General features: G+C 67.2%; 20 protein-coding genes. 3 read left to right on the top strand and 17 right to left on the bottom strand.

Annotated features, from left to right (window positions below; translation table 11 throughout):
• Positions 1 to 6: 6 nt before the first annotated feature.
• The 6 genes from lgt to hisF form a co-directional block, all read right to left on the bottom strand.
• A complete protein-coding gene (gene lgt, locus HMPREF3174_RS00925) occupies positions 7 to 957 on the bottom strand; it encodes a prolipoprotein diacylglyceryl transferase (RefSeq protein WP_062612555.1) in 951 nt (316 codons plus the stop codon).
• Complete coding sequence (gene trpA, locus HMPREF3174_RS00920; RefSeq protein ID WP_070447429.1) at positions 957 to 1,766, bottom strand: tryptophan synthase subunit alpha; 810 nt, start codon at positions 1,764 to 1,766, stop codon at positions 957 to 959. The genes lgt and trpA overlap by 1 nt, the downstream gene beginning before the upstream one ends.
• Positions 1,763 to 2,977: a tryptophan synthase subunit beta gene (gene trpB, locus HMPREF3174_RS00915; RefSeq protein WP_062612559.1), complete on the bottom strand. Its 1,215-nt coding sequence runs from the start codon at positions 2,975 to 2,977 to the stop codon at positions 1,763 to 1,765. Before trpB ends, trpA begins: the two co-directional genes overlap by 4 nt.
• A 10-nt stretch (positions 2,978 to 2,987) precedes the next feature.
• Positions 2,988 to 3,800, bottom strand: coding sequence for an indole-3-glycerol phosphate synthase TrpC (trpC, locus tag HMPREF3174_RS00910; protein ID WP_070445195.1), 813 nt, complete (start codon positions 3,798 to 3,800; stop codon positions 2,988 to 2,990).
• Between the two features lie 61 nt (positions 3,801 to 3,861).
• Positions 3,862 to 4,212 carry a phosphoribosyl-AMP cyclohydrolase gene (gene hisI / locus HMPREF3174_RS00905; RefSeq protein WP_062612565.1) on the bottom strand — a complete coding sequence of 117 codons (351 nt, stop codon included), beginning with the start codon at positions 4,210 to 4,212 and terminating at the stop codon, positions 3,862 to 3,864.
• A complete protein-coding gene (gene hisF / locus HMPREF3174_RS00900; RefSeq protein WP_070447421.1) occupies positions 4,209 to 4,973 on the bottom strand; it encodes an imidazole glycerol phosphate synthase subunit HisF in 765 nt (254 codons plus the stop codon). The genes hisI and hisF overlap by 4 nt, the downstream gene beginning before the upstream one ends.
• 49 nt (positions 4,974 to 5,022) lie before the next feature.
• Here hisF and HMPREF3174_RS00895 point away from each other — a divergent pair, with 49 nt between their 5' ends.
• Complete coding sequence (locus tag HMPREF3174_RS00895; protein WP_062612569.1) at positions 5,023 to 5,571, top strand: AAA family ATPase; 549 nt, start codon at positions 5,023 to 5,025, stop codon at positions 5,569 to 5,571.
• Here the strand turns inward: HMPREF3174_RS00895 and HMPREF3174_RS00890 are convergent, their stop codons facing one another.
• The 6 genes from HMPREF3174_RS00890 to HMPREF3174_RS00865 are packed head-to-tail and all read right to left on the bottom strand — an operon-like array spanning position 5,572 to position 12,340.
• A complete protein-coding gene (locus HMPREF3174_RS00890; RefSeq protein WP_062612570.1) occupies positions 5,572 to 6,444 on the bottom strand; it encodes an FKBP-type peptidyl-prolyl cis-trans isomerase in 873 nt (290 codons plus the stop codon).
• On the bottom strand, positions 6,437 to 7,807 hold the full coding sequence (gene pafA / locus HMPREF3174_RS00885; RefSeq protein WP_244899206.1) for a Pup--protein ligase: 1,371 nt from the start codon (positions 7,805 to 7,807) through the stop codon (positions 6,437 to 6,439). Before pafA ends, HMPREF3174_RS00890 begins: the two co-directional genes overlap by 8 nt.
• A complete protein-coding gene (locus HMPREF3174_RS00880) occupies positions 7,804 to 7,986 on the bottom strand; it encodes a ubiquitin-like protein Pup (protein WP_062612573.1) in 183 nt (60 codons plus the stop codon). The genes pafA and HMPREF3174_RS00880 overlap by 4 nt, the downstream gene beginning before the upstream one ends.
• A gap of 39 nt (positions 7,987 to 8,025) precedes the next feature.
• Positions 8,026 to 9,612 (bottom strand): depupylase/deamidase Dop, encoded by a 1,587-nt coding sequence (dop, locus tag HMPREF3174_RS00875; RefSeq protein WP_070447414.1) that lies wholly within the window; start codon positions 9,610 to 9,612, stop codon positions 8,026 to 8,028.
• On the bottom strand, positions 9,609 to 11,255 hold the full coding sequence (gene arc / locus HMPREF3174_RS00870; protein WP_070445205.1) for a proteasome ATPase: 1,647 nt from the start codon (positions 11,253 to 11,255) through the stop codon (positions 9,609 to 9,611). The genes dop and arc overlap by 4 nt, the downstream gene beginning before the upstream one ends.
• Positions 11,252 to 12,340: a tRNA (adenine-N1)-methyltransferase gene (locus HMPREF3174_RS00865; protein ID WP_070447411.1), complete on the bottom strand. Its 1,089-nt coding sequence runs from the start codon at positions 12,338 to 12,340 to the stop codon at positions 11,252 to 11,254. The genes arc and HMPREF3174_RS00865 overlap by 4 nt, the downstream gene beginning before the upstream one ends.
• 50 nt (positions 12,341 to 12,390) lie before the next feature.
• Between HMPREF3174_RS00865 and HMPREF3174_RS00860 the strand changes: the two genes are divergently transcribed.
• On the top strand, positions 12,391 to 13,212 hold the full coding sequence (locus HMPREF3174_RS00860; protein WP_070447408.1) for a RecB family exonuclease: 822 nt from the start codon (positions 12,391 to 12,393) through the stop codon (positions 13,210 to 13,212).
• Between the two features lie 50 nt (positions 13,213 to 13,262).
• Here HMPREF3174_RS00860 and HMPREF3174_RS00855 read toward each other — a convergent pair whose 3' ends face one another.
• Both HMPREF3174_RS00855 and HMPREF3174_RS00850 read right to left on the bottom strand, forming a co-directional pair.
• Positions 13,263 to 13,916, bottom strand: coding sequence for an HAD family hydrolase (locus tag HMPREF3174_RS00855; RefSeq protein WP_062612583.1), 654 nt, complete (start codon positions 13,914 to 13,916; stop codon positions 13,263 to 13,265).
• An 8-nt stretch (positions 13,917 to 13,924) separates the two neighbouring features.
• The gene (locus HMPREF3174_RS00850; protein ID WP_070445208.1) at positions 13,925 to 14,758 is read right to left on the bottom strand and encodes an undecaprenyl-diphosphate phosphatase; all 834 of its coding nucleotides are present in this window, start codon (positions 14,756 to 14,758) and stop codon (positions 13,925 to 13,927) included.
• 51 nt (positions 14,759 to 14,809) lie between these two features.
• Between HMPREF3174_RS00850 and HMPREF3174_RS00845 the strand changes: the two genes are divergently transcribed.
• Positions 14,810 to 15,745 carry an aldo/keto reductase gene (locus HMPREF3174_RS00845; protein WP_070447405.1) on the top strand — a complete coding sequence of 312 codons (936 nt, stop codon included), beginning with the start codon at positions 14,810 to 14,812 and terminating at the stop codon, positions 15,743 to 15,745.
• On the opposite strand, the gene HMPREF3174_RS09335 is transcribed toward HMPREF3174_RS00845, so the two are convergent.
• From HMPREF3174_RS09335 to HMPREF3174_RS00830, 3 genes are read right to left on the bottom strand one after another with little or no spacing between them, the layout of a single operon-like run.
• Positions 15,742 to 16,110 (bottom strand): hypothetical protein, encoded by a 369-nt coding sequence (locus HMPREF3174_RS09335; RefSeq protein WP_068538278.1) that lies wholly within the window; start codon positions 16,108 to 16,110, stop codon positions 15,742 to 15,744. The two genes, HMPREF3174_RS00845 and HMPREF3174_RS09335, sit on opposite strands and share 4 nt — an antisense overlap.
• 47 nt (positions 16,111 to 16,157) lie before the next feature.
• The gene (locus tag HMPREF3174_RS00835; RefSeq protein ID WP_062612590.1) at positions 16,158 to 17,483 is read right to left on the bottom strand and encodes a M20/M25/M40 family metallo-hydrolase; all 1,326 of its coding nucleotides are present in this window, start codon (positions 17,481 to 17,483) and stop codon (positions 16,158 to 16,160) included.
• Positions 17,480 to 18,703: a glutamate--cysteine ligase gene (locus HMPREF3174_RS00830; protein ID WP_070447402.1), complete on the bottom strand. Its 1,224-nt coding sequence runs from the start codon at positions 18,701 to 18,703 to the stop codon at positions 17,480 to 17,482. The genes HMPREF3174_RS00835 and HMPREF3174_RS00830 overlap by 4 nt, the downstream gene beginning before the upstream one ends.
• Position 18,704: the final 1 nt, after the last annotated feature.

The raw sequence follows: 18,704 nt of genomic DNA, 5'->3' as shown, positions 1-18,704 counted from the left end.
CCGAGGCTAGTCGTGTTCGGCGGGCGAGGTGGATGCGGGTCCGACGACGCCGTCCGCCCCGGTCTCCTCGGACGCGGGCTCGCTGCCTTCCGCCTCCTCGCCGGCGGACTCCACCTGTTCGGGCGCGCGGCCGGGCAAATGGATATCGCCCAGCTCGGGCCGGGTACGGTGGAGCTTGGTGAGCACGAGGAAGCCAAGGATGGCGGCCGCGAGCACGATGAGCGACGTCCACACGTTCAGCCGCAGGCCCGCAACGATCTGAGCCGTGTCGATCCGCATGTTCTCGATCCACATCCGGCCGAGCACGTAGAGGATGACATACATGAGGGTGGTCTGCCCGCCCTTGAAGCGGAACTTCTTCTCCAGGGCGATAAGGATCCCCGCCATCGCCACGCACCAAATCGCCTCGTAGAGGAAGGTGGGATGGAAGAGCGTTCCCGAGGTGTAGCCGGCGGGCAGGTGGGCGTCGTCGATACGCAGGCCCCACGGCAACTCGGTGGGTCCACCGAAGAGCTCCTGGTTGAAATAGTTGCCGAACCGGCCAATCGCCTGGGCGATGAGCACGCCAGGGGCCACGGCGTCGGCGAACGGAGCAAAGCGCAGGCCGCGCCGATGGAGCGCGATGAAGCCGCCGATCGCGCCCGCGGCGATGCCACCCCAGATGCCGAGCCCGCCCTCCCAGACGCGCAGGGCCTTGAGCAGGTCGCCGTTAGGGCCGAAGTACGGATCGGGGGTGGTGATGACGTGGTAGATGCGCGCGCCCACGATGCCAAAGAGCACCATCCACACGGCCACGTCGATCGAGACCTCCTCCGGGCCGCCCCAGCGCACATAGCGCCGGTCGGCCAGTTTCCAGGCGACGATGATGCCCGTGAGGATGGCGAGGGCGTAGAAGTGGATGGTCAGCGGCCCGAGCGGGATCGCGCTGATCGACGGTGAGGGGATGGCAGTCAGCACTAGCGGCTCCTGGGGGTGTGGGCTCCGGCGGCGATGTCCGCCGTGATGGCCGAGACGGCGCGCAGACTCGCCGCGCGGTCGCCGTCGTTATCGATGAGGGCACGGATGATAGCCGAACCGACGATGACGCCGTCGGCGAACTGGGCCACCTCCACGGCCTGGTCGTGGGTGGAGACCCCGATACCGACGCAGACGTTCTTCGCGCCCGCGGCACGCGTGCGCGCGACCAGCGACTCCGTGTCGGAGGACAGGGTTGCGCGCGGGCCCGTGACGCCCATGCGCGAGGCAGCGTAGACGAAACCGCGCGCGGCTTCGGCGTTGACCCGCAGCCGTTGGTCGGTGCACGAGGGTGCCACGAGGAAGATGCGCTCGAGGTCGTATTTATCGGAGGCCTCGATCCACTCCCCACACTCCTCGACGATGATGTCGGGGATGATCATGCCGGCGCCGCCGGCGTTGGCCAGGTCGCGCGCGAAGTTGTCCACGCCGTAGTGGAAGACGGGGTTGTAGTAGGACATGACGACGGCCGCCGCGCCCGCGTCCGCCACGGTCTCGACCATCTTGAACACATCCGCGCGCTTGAGGCCGCGCTCGAGCGCCTTCGTACCCGACTCCTGGATGATCGGCCCGTCCATCGTGGGATCGGAGTATGGGAAGCCGACCTCGATGATGTCAGCGCCGGCGTCGACAACGGCGCGCGCGACGTCAAGCGAAAAATCCACGTCTGGGTATCCCGCCGACAGGTAGGCCACGAACGCGCCGTGGCCAGCCTCGCGCGCCTGCTCAATCTTTTGTGCCGAGTACATCATTCGTTCTCCTTGGCCAGGTCAAAGTACGTCATCGCCGTTTCCATGTCCTTATCCCCGCGCCCCGAGAGCGAGACGGCGATCGTGATCTTCTCACCCTTCTCGGCCGCCTCCTTGCCGAGCTTCATCGCAACCGCGAGCCCGTGGGCGGATTCGATGGCGGGGATGATGCCCTCGGTGCGGGCCAGACCACGGAAGGCATCCATCGCCTCGGCGTCGTTGATGGGCCAGTACTCGGCGCGGCCGGTCTGGGCGAGCCAGGCGTGTTCGGGGCCCACCCCTGGGTAGTCAAGGCCCGCCGAGATCGAGGTGGAATCGATCGTCTGCCCGTCCTCATCCTGAAGCACGTACGTCTTCGAGCCGTGCAGCACGCCTACGTCGCCCTGCGTGATGGAGGCCGCGTGGCGCCCGGTCGCCATGCCCTCGCCCCCGGCCTCGCCGCCGATAATGCGGACCGTGGGGTCGTCAAGAAAGGCGTTGAACATGCCAATCGCGTTTGACCCGCCGCCGATGCAGGCGACGACGGCGTCCGGCAGCTCACCCGTGAGCTCCAGGATCTGGGCGCGGGCCTCCTCGCCGATGATCTTCTGCAGGTCGCGCACGAGCGTGGGGAACGGGTGCGGGCCGGCGGCGGTTCCGAAGATGTAGTTGGTCGAATCGATGTTCGTCACCCAGTCACGGAAGGCCTCGTTGATCGCATCTCGGAGAGTGCGCGAGCCGTTGTCGACAGCCACGACCTTCGCCCCCAACAGTTCCATGCGGGCCACGTTGAGGGACTGGCGGCGGGCGTCCTTGGCCCCCATGTAAATCGTGCACTCGAGGTCGAGCAGCGCGGCCGCAGTCGCGGTGGCCACCCCGTGCTGGCCGGCGCCCGTCTCCGCGATCACGCGCTTCTTGCCAAGCGCGCGGGTGAGGAGGGCCTGGCCGAGCACGTTGTTAATCTTGTGGCTACCCGTGTGGTTCAAGTCCTCGCGCTTCAAGATAATGCGCGCGCCGCCGCAGTATTGGGCACCGAAGCGCGGGGCCTCGGTGATGATTGACGGCCTGCCCGAGTAGGTGCGGTGCAGGTGGTCGAGCTCGGCGATAAAGTCCGGGTCCACCTTGAGGGCGAGCCAGGCCTGCTCGAGCTCGGTCAGCGCCTTCACCAGCGCCTCGGGGATGTAACGGCCCCCGAATTCGTCAAAGTAGGGTCCCTGTACCTCAGCTAGTCGCATTGTTCACCTCTTAAATCGAAAAAAGAGAGGGGTGCTGGCCGGCGGCCACCATGTCCCGTACCGTCCGCAGCGGGTGCCCGTTGGTCACGAGTACCTCGCCCATCAACACCGCGTCGGCGCCCGAGCGGGCGTAGTTCAGCATGTCCTGAGCGGAGGCCACCCCGGATTCGGCCACGCGGATCACCGAATCGGGCACCACGTCGACCACCTCGTCGAACGTTCGCATGTTGACCTCGAGCGTCTTCAAGTTCCGGGCGTTGATGCCGATCACCTGCGCCCCGGCGTCGAGCGCGCGCAGGGCCTCGGTGCGGCTATGGGCCTCGACGAGCGCCGTCATGCCCAGGGAGTGCACGCGCTCGATGAGCGAGGTCAGCACCGTGTCCTCGAGGGCCGCGACGATGATGAGCGCCAGGTCGGCCCCGTGCGCGCGGGCCTCCCACACCTGGTAGGGCGTGACAATGAAGTCTTTGCGCAGCACCGGGATCTCCACCCGGGCTCGCACGGCGTCCAGATCCGCGAGCGTCCCGTTGAATCGCCGTTCCTCGGTCAGCACCGAGATCACGGCCGCGCCGCCCTCCTCGTACAGGCCGGCAAGATAGGCCGGGTCCGGGATGTCGGCCAGTTCTCCCTTTGACGGCGACTTGCGTTTGACCTCCGCGATGACCTGCACGGAGCGGTGATCGTGGGGCTTGAGGGCAGAGATGGCGTTGCGCGCGCTTGGCATCTTCGCCGCGCGCTCCTTCAGCTCGTCCAGGCTGACGGCGGCCTCGCGCCTGGCGAGGTCGATGCGCACGCCAGCAATGATGTCATCGAGCACTGTCATGGTTCGTCCTTCCCCTTGACTTCACTCTACCGGCGCTCACGCCGTGTACGAAAAGGGAGTCTCACAGCCCCTCGATGTGGTCGGGGATGGCAACCGGCAGCTCTCCCCCGGCCAGGAAGCACGTGCGCTCCCCCGTGTGGCAGGCTGCACCACGCTGGTGCACGCGCACCAGCAGCGTGTCGCCGTCGCAATCCACAGCCACCGATTTGACCAGCTGGATCGCGCCCGACGTGTCGCCCTTACGCCAGTATTCCTGGCGGGAGCGCGACCAAAACCAGACCCGCCCGGTGATGAGCGTGCGCTCGAGGGCCAGGTCGTTCATGTAGCCGAGCATGAGGACCTCGCCCGTGGCCTCTTCCTGGATGATGGCCGGGACCAGGCCCTGACCGTCGAACTTCACGCGTTCGATCACAGGCGCACCTCGATGCCTGCGGCGTCCAGGGCCTCCTTGACCTCGCGGACGGTGAGCGCTCCGAAGTGGAAGACGGATGCGGCCAGGACGGCGTCGGCGCCCGCCTGCGCGGCCTCTACGAAGTGCTGCGCGGTTCCCGCCCCGCCCGAGGCGATGAGCGGGACGGCGACAGCGGCGCGCACCTTCTCAATCAGCTCCAGGTCGAAACCGTCGGTGGTGCCGTCCGCGTCCATCGAGTTGAGCAGGATCTCCCCCGCGCCGAGCTCGGCCGTGCGCATGGCCCACTCCACGGCGTCCACCCCGGCGCTGCGCGTGCCACCGTGCGTGGTGACCTCGAAGCCGGAGGGCATGCTGGCGGCCCGCCGCGCGTCGACCGACAAGGTGATGACCTGGTTGCCGAACTGGCTGGCGACCTCTGTCAGCAGCTCGGGGCGGGCGAGCGCGGCGGTGTTGATCCCCACCTTGTCCGCGCCGGCCTCGAGCAGCGCGCGCACGTCCTCCACGGACCGGACGCCCCCGCCTACCGTCAGCGGCACGAACACGTCGGCGGCCGTCTTCTTCACGACGTCGATCATGGTCCCACGCTCTTCGACCGACGCCGAGACATCGAGGAAGGTGACCTCGTCGGCGCCCATCTGGCTGTACCGGCTCGCGAGCTCCACCGGGTCCCCGGCGTCCTTCAGGTTTTCAAAATTCACGCCCTTGACCACTCGCCCGTGCGAGACGTCCAGGCACGGAATGACCCTGATTGCAACCCCCATGCCACTCCTTTCGTTGCCGTCTATCGTAACGCGATTTAGGATGTGAGCCGTGAACGACCACCCAGCGAACACCGCCGCCCGCGCCTGCATTGTGGCCGAACAGATCGGGCCAGGGCGGTGCCTGGTAGGCATCGACGGGCGCTCCGGCTCGGGCAAAACCACCCTCGCCCGCGCGCTCGCGGTCCTTCTCGAGCGGCGCGTCGAAATCATCGAAGTTGAGCTCTTCATCGGCGGCTGGGACGCACTCACCTCCGACATCGGGCGCGTAGCCGAGCTCGCCCGGGACCTCCGCCGCGGCCACGCTACCGCCCGGGCATGGGACTGGCACGAGGGCCGCTGGGGACGAAACGTGTGGATCCCGCAGACCGGCGAGGCCGACGTCGTGATCATCACCGGATGCGGCGCCACGTCCGCGCCCGTACGCGAGCACCTCGACCTCACCGTCTGGATTGAGGCCCCCGAAGCCGTGCGCCGGGAACGTGTGCGCGCTCGCGACCCCTACGACTGGTCAGCGCACTGGGACACCTGGGCGCGCCAGGAGGAGGCCCTACTCGCGCAGTTCCCCTCGAACGCGCGCAACGACCTCATTCTGCGGTGATCATTCATCCGTAATCTTGGCCAGCACGTCGATGACGATCGCCACGTCCGCGTCCCCCTGCGCCATCTCCGCCGGGATTCCCAGCGCCAGGCGCGAGCCCACCCGGGCGTCCTTGAGCCCGTCCCGAAGGCCGTCGAAGACATCGTCGACGGGCATGACCACCGGGCGCGGCGCGTCCCACGTGTTTTCAATGACGGCGCCGTCGACCGAGATCAGCAGGTAGTTGACGACGACCGTGTCGCCGGCCTCCACCTGCTCCCCGCCACCCCGGATGATCGCCGCAGAGGTCAGCGCGCTCACCTCGCCTCCGCCAGCGACGACGACGGGACGGCCGGCCTCGTCCGTGCTGACGCCGGGCAGGCCTCCGCCCGCCTGGAGGTCGCCCGGTTCGCCGGGCAGGACGGTGGGAAGGATGTCGATAACCGAGATGATGCCCGCCCGCGGGGTCTCGGGCTCGATGAGCACGATGCGGCTGCCCTCGGCTTCGCCGATCACGTAGCCGGCATAGTAGCCCAGCGACTCCGAGCCGGTCGCGCCCGTGTAATAGCGCGAACCGGTCTCCGTGGTCAGCCCATCCTCGCGCAGGTAGAACGTGCTCACCCGGGCAAGAACCTGGCCGCCCTCCTCGATCGTGCGACCCGTGCCAGCGATGTCGACACTCGAGAAGGCGTCCGCCAGCCCCTCATCCGTTGAAAAACTCGCGTTGCCGTTCACGATCACCGCCACCGAGGCGCCGAACGAGCCGGCCACCTCCACCGAGATCGGTTCGCGCGCCAACGCGATCCGATACTGGGCGCTGGCAACGGCGAAGCCCATCGTGAGTCCCAGAATGACGCCGAAGATCGCCAGCCCGACGCGCTGCCACCTACTCACCGATGATCTCCATCAGCTCCTCAACCTCGGCGCTAACCGGGTTGAACGGGTCCTTGAGAAGGACCTGGTGGGCGCCCGCGTCCTCGAGCAGGCGGATGTTCATCCAGTCGACCATGTAATCGCGCCGGTGCTCCATGGCGAGCGCCACGAAGTCCCCACGCACCTTCGCCCGGGTCGTCTGCGGTGGGATACCCATCGCCTGGGCGATCGTGTCGTCAGAGATAAGCTTCTTCAGCCCGCCGCTGGCCTCGAGCTTGTGGCGCAGGCCGGCGCCCGTGATGTCGTGCCAGGCCAGGTCGAGGCGCTGCACCCGCGCGTCGTCAAGGCCGGTGCCCAGGCGCTCGGCCAGGCGGCCCAACAGCTTGCGCTTGGCAATCCAGTCGATCTCGGTGGAAAGCGAGTCGTGGTCGCCGCGATCGAGGGCGTCGAGCGTGCGGCCCCACAGGTCAAAGACGTAGGCGCGCAGCGGATCGAGGCCCATCCAGCCGTTGGCCTCGAAGTGGGCGCGCACGAGGTCATGGACCTCGCGCTGGATGTCGATCGCGCGCATCGTGGTGCCGTCGGCCAGCTTGAGCACCGCCCCGCACGTCGTGTCCGCCGAGACCTCGCGGATCGCCCGCACCGGGTCGGCCAGGGCACGGTTCGGCAGGCGCAGCCCGTCCTCCACCGCGTCCAACACGGCCTCCGTGGCGCCCATCTTGAGCGCGGCCGTGGCATCGCACATGTTCGAGTCCCCCACAATCACGTGCATGCGCCGGTAAAGCTCTGCGTCCCCGTGGGGTTCGTCGCGGGTATTGACCATCGGCCGGGAGCGGGTGGTGGCCGCCGAGACGGCGTCGTTCATCTTGTCCGCCCGCTGGGAGATGCGGTAGCTGGCGCCCTCCGGGCCCACGTGCAGGTAGCCGGCACCCACCATGATCTGGCGCGTGACGAAGTACGGAATGAGGCCGTCGATGCGCTGGCGAAAGTCGCGCCGGCGGCGCACCAAGTAGTTCTCGTGGCAGCCGAAGGAGTTGCCGTAGGAATCGAGGTTGTTCTTGAACAGGTGCATCCGCCCGCCCGAAAGCTTGACCTCCGCCTCGGCCGCCATCTGCGCGTACAGGGCGTCGCCCGCGCGGTCATTGGCCAGCAGATCGGCCAGCTGATCGCACTCGGCGGTGGCGTACTCTGGATGGGCCCCGACGTCGAGGTAAAGCCTGGCGCCGTTGGGTAAAAACGCGTTCGTGGAACGCGCTTTGTGGAGCAGCGGCTCAAAAAGGTGGTGTGCCGTCTCCTCCGGGTCGAGCAGTTGCTCGCCCGTGGTGGTGGAGGCATACAGGAGGCCGTACTCGGTCTCGATGCCCATGATCCGGCGAGGTTTCACTGACCACCCTTTTGCACGAAGCCCTGCACGAAGCCCGTGGCGTTCTCCTCGAGGATCGAATCGATGTCGTCGAGCAGGTCGTCGACGTCGAAGTCGGCCGCCGGCACGTTCACCTGCGGCAGCTCCTGGGCCTCTTCCTCCTCGCGGCGGCGAGGCTGCATAAACTCTTGTTCAGACATAGTTTCCTTTCCGGATCAATTCTAGGGCGAGCGCGCCGCTCAGGCCGTGGTCAGCCTCACGAGGAAATCCTCGACCGAGACTGCGCCCTCGAGGATCTCCCCCACGAGCTCGCGCGTGGCACGCTCGGGGTGCATGAGCGGGATGCGCACCAGCGAATCGTAGCCGGGTACGTCCAACGTCACCCCGTCCCAGCCGGCGGCCGCCACCCGCTCCGGGAAGCGGCGGATGAGCTCGCCGCGCAGGTAGGCGCGCGTGGACTCGGGCGCGTGGCGCACCGCCCACATCACCTGCTCCGGGCCGAAGAGCCGCTCGATGCGCCCTGCCTGGTCGAGCCGGTTGACGATCGAGCGCTCCGGGCGCAGGTCGTGCCACTGCAGGTCGAAGGCGCGCAGCTTGTCGTTATCCCACGAGCCGCCAGTGCGCTGGCGCATCGAATCGAGCATCTGGTACTTGGCCACCCACTCCACCTTGCCCGAGGCGGCAAAGATGTCGGTGCGCAGCAGGTCGAGCACCTCCTGCCAGGTGGCCAGGATCTCGCGGGTGTCGAAGTCCACCTCACAGCGCCCCTCGAGAGCCGTGCGTACGGCGTCGAGGTAAATCTGCTGGATATCGATGGCCGTGCGCTGGGAGCCGTCCTGCATGTCAATGAGGCGGGTGAGGCTCGGGTCGTGTGAGACCTCCCACGTAGCGCGCACCGGCTCTAGCAGCATCATCGCATCCATGCCGAGCGGCAACGCCTCCTGCTCGAGCATCCAAAGCACAAGCGAAGTGGTGCCCACCTTGAGCAGGTTCGACACGTCGAACTGGTTCGCGTCCCCGCCGATCACGTGCAGGCGCCGGTAGCGGGCCGCTTCCGCGTGCGGCTCGTCGCGCGTGTTGATGATGGGGCGGTTGAAGGTGGTCTCCAGCCCCACATCGTTTTCCACGTAGTCCGCGCGCTGGGAGATCTGAAAGCCCGGCTGCTGCGACTTTTGCCCTAGACCCAGCCGTCCGGCCCCGCACAGGATCGGCCGGGTGACGAAGAACGGCGTCATGTAGCGGATGATGTCGGTGAAGTCGAGGGAGCGGTCCACCGTGTAGTTTTCGTGCGTGCCATAAGCCGCGCCCTTGCCGTCCACGTTATTCTTATAGATGACGACGTGGCGGCCGGCCTCGGCCAGCAGGTCCATCGCCTCCGCCGCGATGTAGTCCCCCGCCCGGTCCCACAAGATCGCTTCGCGCGGGTTCGTCACCTCCGGCGCCGAGTATTCAGGGTGAGCGTGGTCCACATAGAGGCGCGCGCCGTTGGTCAGCACCGCGTTGGCCGCGTGCGGCAGGGCGAGCTCGGCCTCCGATGGGCGCGCCACCCGCTCCAACGCGTCGCCCGACGGGGCGGGTGCGGCCGGATCGTCGGTCAGGAGCGACGGGTGGGCCGCGGCCCGGTCGAGCCGGTAGCCTCGGGCGTCGTTGAGCGGGTCCTCCCCGTGATAGTCCCAGCGGATCGCGCCCGCCCCGCCCGAGGCGCTGCCGCGCCCGCCGTAAGCGTCCACTACCTCGGTGGACAACACGATGGGGTTCGCCCGCGGATTGCCCGCGTCCGTGATCCCAAACTCTGTCTCGAGCCCGATCCCTCGCCTCACGCTCATATCAGTCCCTTCCTCACGACACCGTCCCATTCCGTTACCGGCCGCTCGGGCGCCGGGGCCTGGTCACTTTCGACCTTCCGGGTAACCAGCGATTTGACGAACGTGACCCGCTTGCCCGAACCGCGTCCGTGGATGCGGGCCCACTCATCGGGGCTGGTCATCTGGGTCAGGTCCTCGTTCTCGCGCATCTCCTCGGCCAGCGCGGTGAGCATGTGGGAGGTGCGGATCCCGCGCTCGCGGGAGGCCAGCAGGTCCTTGATCGCCAGCTTCTTTGCCCGGTCCACGATCGCGGCCAGCATCGCGCCCGAGACGAAGTCGGACACGTAGAGCACCTCGCTCGAGCCGTCCGCGTAGGAGACCTCCACGAACTCGTTATCCGAGTCCCGGGTGAAGAGGCGCTCGACCGTGGCGCGGGCCATCGCGCGGACCGCCGCCGCGGCGTCGCCGTGGGCCTCGATCTCCGCGGGGTGGATCGGTAGGTCGGGCGTGAGGTACTTCAAGATGATGTCCCACGCGCCGTGCTGGTTCGGCCGCTCGATGCGGATCTTGATGTCGAGGCGCCCGGGGCGCAGGATCGCGGGGTCAATCATGTCCTCGCGGTTCGAGGCGCCAATGACGATGACGTTGTCCAGCTGCTCGACGCCGTCGATCTCGGCCAGCAGCTGCGGGACCACGGTCGTCTCCACGTCTGAGGAAATGCCCGAGCCGCGCGTGCGGAACAGCGCCTCCATCTCGTCGAAAAAGATGACGACGGGGATTCCCGACGCCGCCCTGTCACGCGCCCGGGAGAAAATCTCGCGGATCTGGCGCTCGGTTTCGCCCACGTACTTATCCAGCAGCTGGGGGCCCTTAATGTTGAGGAAGTAGGAGCGGGACTTTGCCTGTCCGTCGCGCCGGGAGATCTTCTCCGCCAGCGAAGTGGCCACGGCCCGCGCGATGAGGGTCTTGCCCGTGCCGGGCGGGCCGTAGAGCAATACACCCTTGGGTGGCTTGAGACCGTGCTCCCGGTAGAGCTCGGGCTGCTCGAAGGGCAGTTCCACCGAGTCCTTGATCTGCACGATCTGCGCGTCCAGGCCGCCGATGTCCTCGTAGGACACGTTCGGCACTTCCTCGAGCAGGAGGTGTTCGACATCGGGGCGCTCCACGTGCTCGAGGATGAAGCCCGAGCGCAGGTCCGCCAGTACCGTGTCACCAACCTGAACCCCCTGGTCCTGGAGGCGGCCGGAGATCCGGAGCACCCGCTCGTCGTCGGCATGGACCTGCACGAGCACGCGCGAGGCGTCAATCACCAGCTTGACCGTGACGATCTCACCCGTGCGCTCATACGTGGTAGCGCCGACGACGACGAGCGCCTCGTTAAGCAACAGCTCCTGACCTGGCCGGATGCGGCCGAGCTCGACCAGGGTGGAGGCGGACAGGATCATCTTGCGGCCGTTGACGAGCGCGGTGACCTCGTGGCGCTCATGGTTGGCGCCGAGGAACGTGGCGGTGGAGCCCGGCGGCTGGGAAAGCTTTTCTACCTGCTCGGACAGCTCCTGGATCCGCTTGCGCGACTTTTGTAGTGCGCCGGCAAGCCGGTCGTTCTTTTCCTCGAGCGAGGCGATCGCGGTCTGCAGCCCGAAGATTTCTCCCTGGTCGCTCACTTGTCTTCCTCCCGCTGGCGGTTGCGCTCGGCCGCCTCCTCATCCAACTCGCGGCGCATCTTCACACTATTGTCCCCCGCTTCCGAGTATCCGGAAACTTCCACGTCCGCGCGGTGCGCCACATCGCGGCGGACCTTGCGTAGCTTCTTTTCCGAGATCGCGCGCTGGGGCAGGTCGGCCGTGTCCCAGTTCTCCCACTCGGGCAGGTCCGGGCGGGCGGCCGGGGCCGGGCGCCTCGTGGGCACGAGCGGGGACGAACCACGGGCGATCCTGCGGGCGATCACGAGGAAGCCGGTGTGCCCGACCATCGAATGGTTCGGGCGCACCGCCAGCCCATCCAGGTGCCAGCTACGTAGCATGGTCTCGAACGCGTCCGGCTCGGTGAAGTACTGGCTGTCGCGCAACTTTTCGACAAAGCGGGACAGCTGGGTCGTCGTGGTGACGTAACCGACGACGACGCCGCCCGAGCGCAACGCCCGAGCCGCGGGCTTGATGACCTCCCAGGGGGCGAGCATGTCGAGCACCACGTGGTCGAGGGATTCTTCGGCCATCTCTTCCAGCGCGGCGGCGGCCTCCCCCACGAGCAGCTCCCAGGGCGGAACGGCAGGCCCGTACCAGGATTCGACGTTGGCCTGGGCGATCTGGGCGAACTCGTAGCGGCGCTCGCAGGAGGTAAGGTGGCCCTCCGGGCCGATCGCGGCGAGGAGGGACAGCGACAGGGCACCCGATCCGACCCCGGCCTCGAAGACGCGGGCACCCGGGAAGAGGTCGCCCTGCTGGATAATCTGGCCGGCGTCCTTGGGGTAGACCGGGGTGGCGCCGCGTGGCATGGAGAGCACGTAGTCGGCCACCAGCGGGCGCAGGGCCTGGAGCACGTGGCCGGTCTCGGTCTCGAAGACCGTTCCCTCAGGTTTGCCGATGAGCTCCCGGTGGCGGAAATTGCCGCGCTGGGACTGGAAGTAGCCGTCGTGGGTGAGGAGCGTGGTGTACTTGCGGCCCTTGGTGTCTGTGAGCTGGACGCGCTCGCCAGCGCGGAACGGGCCGCGGCGGCGGTCGGCGCCGAGCGGATGTGGATAGGTACTCATTGGATTCATCTTACGGAAAATTGTCGGAGGCAGTCGCTACGGTTAGGAGCATGAAACGTCACGCTGCCATTTCGCCCTCACGGGCCAACGATTTTAAGTCCTGCCCACTCAAATTTCGCTTCCGGGTGATCGATAAGCTGCCAGAGCCCCCGTCGGTGGAAGCGCTGCGCGGCACGCTCATCCACGCCGTGCTCGAGCACCTGTACGATTCGCCTGCGCTCGAGCGCACGCCCGAACGCGCCCAAGAGCTCCTCGATCCGATGTGGGCCACGCACCTGGAGAAGGAGCCACAGGCGCGGGAGCTGTTCGATTCAGAGCAGGCGCTGGAGGAATGGCTCGGAAGCGCCCGGCCGCTGATCGCGAACTACTTCAAGCTGGAAAACCCCGTCTTCCTCGAACCCTTCGCACGCGAGGAGTTCGTGAACGCCACCCTGCCCTCGGGCCTGGCGATCCGTGGGATCATTGACCGGATCGATCGGACCCCGAACGGGCAGATCCGCGTGGTGGATTACAAGACGGGCAAGTCACCCTCCCCGCGATTCCAGGGCGAGGCGATCTTCCAGATGAGGTTCTATTCGGCCGCGCTCTACTTCGCGGAGGGCACGCTGCCTACCCGCACCCAGCTCATCTACCTCAAGGACGGGCGCGTGCTCACCTACGATCCAGTGCCGGCGGACGTGGACGCGTTGGCCATGGAGGTCGATGTGCTGTGGTCCGGCATCCGCGCCCGGCTGGAGGACGGCTTCGAGGCGAAGAAGGGCCCGCTGTGCAACTGGTGTCACTTCCAAAGCATCTGCCCGGCCTTCGGCAACCAGGCACCGGAGATGAGCGAGGCCGGGGCGAAGGACCTGCTGACGGCCGAGGTGGGCTGAGCGGGCTGTAAGCCGGGTCGCGGCGTCGTGAAGGGCTCGAGGGTGGCGGTTTAGGGCATGACGGCGCGGAGGAAGGCCTCGTCCACGTCTGCGAGTGAGTCGATGAGGATCGCTCCGTCCACGCCGGAGATGTCCACCTTGAGCGGCACGCCCACGGTCACGCACCCGGCGGCGAGCGCGGAGGTCAGCCCGTGCACGGAGTCCTCGAAGGCGAGCGTGCGCTCGGCGGGCACGCCCAGGCGCTCGATGCCCATGAGGTAGGGCTCCGGGTCAGGCTTGCCGATGAGGGTCTGGTCGCCAGTCACGGCCACCTCGAGCGTGCCGGCCGGGGCCTGCTCCAAGGCGAGCTGGGCGAAGGCCATGTGGGAGGCGGTCACCAGCGCGCTCGGAATCCCTAGGCGGGCCACCAACTCAAGTATCTCGTAGGCGCCCGGACGCCAGGGCATCCCCTGCTCGCGCCCAATCGCGGCGACTCGCTCGGTCAGCATCCACCCCAGCTCGGCCGGCTCGATGTCGATCTCGAGCATGGTGGCAAGGTGGGTGGCGGCGTCGATGAGGTTGAGCCCGATGATGTCCATCTCGTCCCCGGCGCGCCAGGGCCGACCCAGCTCGCCTAGCACCTCGGTTTCCGCCTGGAACCATAGTTTTTCGGTGTCGGTCAGGGTCCCATCCATGTCGAACAGGATCCCCCATGGCAAAGACATGACGCTCCTTACGCGCTCATCATTCCCTGGCCGAGCAGGAAGACCAGCAGGCCGGCCAGCAGGAGTCGGTAAATGACGAATGGCAGGTAGTTCTTGGTCTCCACCAGCTTGAGGAAGCCCACAATCACGGCGTATCCCACCACGAACGCCATCGCGGTGGCCACGAACGTGGGCATCGCGCCGGCCTGGGGGCCGGTGCCGTCGTCGGTAAAGAGCCGGTAGAAGCCCGAGCCGAGCACGGCCGGGACGGCTAGGAAGAAGGAGATGCGGGCGGCGGCCACGCGCGTGTAGCCGAGCGCGAGGCCCACCGTAATCGTGCCGCCGGAGCGCGACACGCCCGGCACCAGGGCCATCGCCTGGGCGAAGCCGAGCGTAATGCCGTCGCGCAGGCTCATCTGCTCCAGGCTCAGGCGGCGCTTGCCGTAGCGGTCGGCGAGGGCGAGCAAGATTGCGAACACGGCGAGCATGAGCGCCGTGATGTAGAGGTTCCTGAACGTCGTGTCGATCCAGGTCTCTAAGAGCAGGCCGAGCATGACGATCGGGATCGAGCCGAGGATGACGATCCAGCCCATGCGGGCGTCGGGATCGGTGGAGGGCGTGCGCTTCCACGGGCCGGGCAGCGAGGTGACCCAGCGCTCGATGATCCGCCAGATGTCCTTCCGGAAATACAGGAGGACCGCCACCTCGGTGCCGATCTGGGTGACGGCCGTGAAGGTGACGCCCGGGTCTCCTAGCGAGGGGAACAGCTCGCCCACGATGCGCAGGTGCGCCGAGGAGGAGATCGGCAGGAACTCGGTGAGCCCTTGAACAATTCCTAATATGATGGCTTCGAAAATACCCACGCGCCCAAGCCTAAACCAGTTGCGGCGCGATCGTACGTTAGGCTCAGGGATATGAAGCACACGTTTTTGGGCGGCAGTGGCCTGCGTATGGGCAGCCTCGGGCTCGGCACCCTCACCTGGGGGCGCGACACGGACGTCGAGGACGCCACCAAGATGGTCACGGCTCTGCTCAACCACGGCGGCACCACGATTGACGTCTCCCCCGTCTACGGCGACGGCCTGGCCCAGCAGGTGCTCGGCTCGATCTTCTCCGGCGGCGTGGACCGCTCAGAGGTAGTCATCATCGCCCATGCAGGAGAGTTTTATCACGACGACGGGGTGCGGTTTAACGGCGGACACGCGGCCCTGACCGCCTCGCTCAACGCCACGCTGACCGAGCTCGGCACCACGTACGTGGACGTGTTGCAGGTGGCGGCGCCCGACCCGCGCGTCGGAATCGAGGAGCAGCTGGAGAGCCTGGCGCAGATCGTGCGAAGCGGGGCCGCGCGCTACATTGGCCTGGCCAACCATCCGGCGTGGCGGGTGGCCCGTGCCGCGCAGTACCTGGCTGACCTTCACCTGCCGCGGCTCGCCGCGATCGGGGCCGAGTATTCAGTGCTGCACCGCCAGCCGGGCGGAGACCTGACGGCAGTCGCGCGTGAGTTCGACCTGGGGATTATCGCCCAGGCGCCGCTTGCCGGCGGGGTGCTGACCGGGAAGTATCGCCACACGATTCCTGCGACATCGCGGGCGGCCACCGAGCACCTGTCCGCGACCGTGGATCCCTACCTCACCGACAAGCCTCGCCGCATCGTCGAGGCCGTGACCAAAGCCGCCGACGGCCTGGGGCGCACACCGGCCGACGTCTCTCTCGCCTGGCTCCTCGATCAGCCGCAGGTGACGACAGCGCTCATCGGCGCGCGCACGCACGCCCAGTTTGACCAAGTCCTGTCCCTGCCGATCGAGCCGCTACCCGGGCCGGTCGCGCAGGCGATCTCCGAGATTTAGAGGTTGAACTCCTCCAGGTCGTCCTCGTCGAAGTCCTCGTCGAAGTCCTCGTCATCATCGAAGTCGTCGAAGTGATCGTCGTCGTCGAAATCGTCATCATCTAGCTCGTCGTCGAGATCGTCATCGTCGTCGTCCGACTCGTCGAAATCGTCGTCGTGATCGTCGTAGTCGTACGTATCGAGCGGGGTCTCCACGCCGTACTGGGTGTAGAGGGCGTCGTCGTAGACCGTGTAGGCGTCCGCAAGCGCATCGGCCGCCGCCACGACGGAAGGATCCTCTGGATCGCGCGCCGAGATCGCCGCCGCGTTGAACTCCTGAAGTGCAAAGATCAGCCGATCAAATGCCGCTTGTGTTTCGTTAGCCATACCTGAAAGCCTAGCTCACACCGGCGATTTTCTGTACCGCAAACTCCTTAGAGCCGGTCGATGAACTCGCGCAACACCTCGGCGCCGAAGGCGAGGGAGTCGACCGGCACGCGCTCGTCCACCCCATGGAACATCGCCGGGAAGTCGAAGCCCTCTGGCAGGCGCACGGGCGAGAACCCGTAACCCTCGATGCCAAGCGAGCCGAGCGCCTTGTTATCCGTGCCTGCCGAGAGCAGGTAGGGAAGCACGTGCGCGCCCGGGTCCTTGGCCAGCACCGCGGCCGTCATCGCCTCCACGAACGAGCCCTCGGTGGTGGACTCATACCCGTCCATGGACGACAGCCAGCCCACCTCGATGCCCTCGGTCAGCTCCTCGATGCGGCGTGCCACCTCTCTCTCGGTGCCAGGGATGGCCCGCACGTCGGCCGTCGCCTCCGCGCTGCCCGGCACCACGTTCTGCATGTAACCGCCGTTGAACGAGGTGAGGTTGCAGCCCGTGCGCAGCGTGGCGCCCACGTAGGCCTTCGCCGGCCCGAGCGCGTTCACCAGCGCGTTGATGCTCGCCTCGTCGTCGGGGTCGAAGGGCAGGCCGGAGATCTCGGAGGTGCCTTGGAGCAGTTTCGTGACCGTGTCGGTGAGCGTGAGCGGCCAGGGCTCGGAGTCGAGCGCCACGAGCGCGCGGGAGAGCTTGGCAATCGCGTTGTCGTTGTTGATCTGGGAGCCGTGGCCCGCCTTGCCCTCGGCGCGGAAGGTGTACCAGGTCAGCGCCTTCTCCCCCGTCTGTAGCAGGTAGACACGCTCGCCGTTGACGTACGTGTTGTAACCGCCGACCTCCGAGATCGCGTGCGTGGCGCCCTCGAACAGCTCGGGGTGGTGCTCCACTAGCCAGCGGCAGCCCTGGTGGCCGCCCGCCTCCTCGTCGGCGAACATGCCGATAATGAGGTCGCGCGGAGGGACGTAGCCGGTGCGGGCGATCTCGCGCACCACGGCCAGGATCATTGCGTCCATGTTCTTCATGTCCACCGCGCCGCGACCCCACAGGAAGCCGTCTTTCACGACGCCGCCGAACGGGTCCACCGACCAGTCCCTCGCCACCGCTGGCACAACGTCAGTGTGCCCATGGATGACGACGGCGCCCCGGCGCTCGCCCGTGACAGGATCAACCTCGACCTCACGCTTCTTGCCCGGGATGCGCACCACCACCGACGGCCGGCCAGGCGTCGGCCCGAGGTACTCCGGCTCGAGGCCGACCTCGCCCAGCAGGTCCATGACGTAGTCGGCCGCCGGCTTCTCGATCACGTCCCGGCCGTCATTGGACGTGTCGAAACGGATGAGGGTCTGGGCAATCTCGAGGGTTTCGGAGTAGGCGTTCACTGGGGGTCCTTCACGGTCTTTTGTTCCGGGTCGTAGGCCTGGGCGTGCTGTTCCTCGGCGGCGGCAATCCCGTCGAGCTCGCGGGCGTCCGGATCGAGCGGGTGGCCCACCTCCATCTCCGCGATCATGAAGTCCACGATCGCCTCCCGCGCTCGCTCGAAGTGGGAGCCTGCGCGCAGCATGCGCTGGTAGGGCGCGCCAAGTTCGAGCACGCGGCTCACCATCTGCAGCTCCTCGAGGCAGCCCAGGTCCCGCGCGATCGGGGTGAGTTCCTCGACCATCCGCGCCAGCGTGGTCCCCACCAGCTCCTCGTTGCCCTCCTCATCAAGGATAAGGATCGCGTCCATGCCATAGCGGGCGGCCCGCCACTTGTTCTCCACCACGAACCAGGAGGGTAGGGCGGGAAGCGCGCGGCCGGCGTCGTACTCGCGCGAAAAGTACTCAACCAGGCACTGCGACAGCGCGGCGACCATTCCCACCTCGGACAGATTCGTGGCCGCGTCCGCCACGCGGAACTCGAGCGTGCCGAACTTGGGCGAGGGCCGCACGTCCCAGCGCACCTCGTCGAAATTGGAGATCACGCCCGTCTTGACCATGCCCGCGTAGTAGCCCTCGAGGTCGGCCCAGTTCGTGAACTGGTGCGACACGCCGGCGGTGGGCAGCTGCTGGAAGACCATCGCCCGGTTGTCCGCATAGCCGGTGTTCTTCCCGCTCCAGAACGGGGACGACGCCGTGAGGGCCTGGATGTGGGCGGAGCGGGTGAGCACGGCGCGTAGGATCGGCAGCACCTTGGCGCGGTCCTCGATGCCCACGTGGACGTGGGTGCCGAACAGCAACATCTGCCGCCCCCAGTACCGGGTGCGGTTAACGAGCTCGGCGTAGCGCTCGCTGTCCGTCACGCGCTGGTAGACCGGGTTGGCGAACGGGTGGGTACCCGAGGAAGCGAGCGTGATGCGCATCGGCTCCAGCACCGGCTCGAGGATATCGAGGCATTGACGCAGGTCCGCCACGCATTCGCCCACGCGCTCGTGCGGGCGCGAGACCAGCTCGATCGTGTTGAGCAACATCTCCCCGTGGATCATCGAGGTATCCGCATCGAGCCGGCACACCTCGGCGAGTACTGTGTCGGCCGCCTGGCGCAGGTCGTTCGAATCACGGTCGATGAGCTGGAGCTCCCACTCGATGCCCACGGTCGAGCGGGGCGAGGACGCAAATTCCATG

This window comes from Trueperella sp. HMSC08H06 (assembly GCF_001808465.1).
Taxonomy (GTDB): Bacteria; Actinomycetota; Actinomycetes; order Actinomycetales; family Actinomycetaceae; genus Trueperella; species Trueperella bernardiae.
The sequence above is the reverse complement of the archived record's forward strand: the minus strand, read 5'-3'. Positions and strand labels throughout refer to the sequence as shown.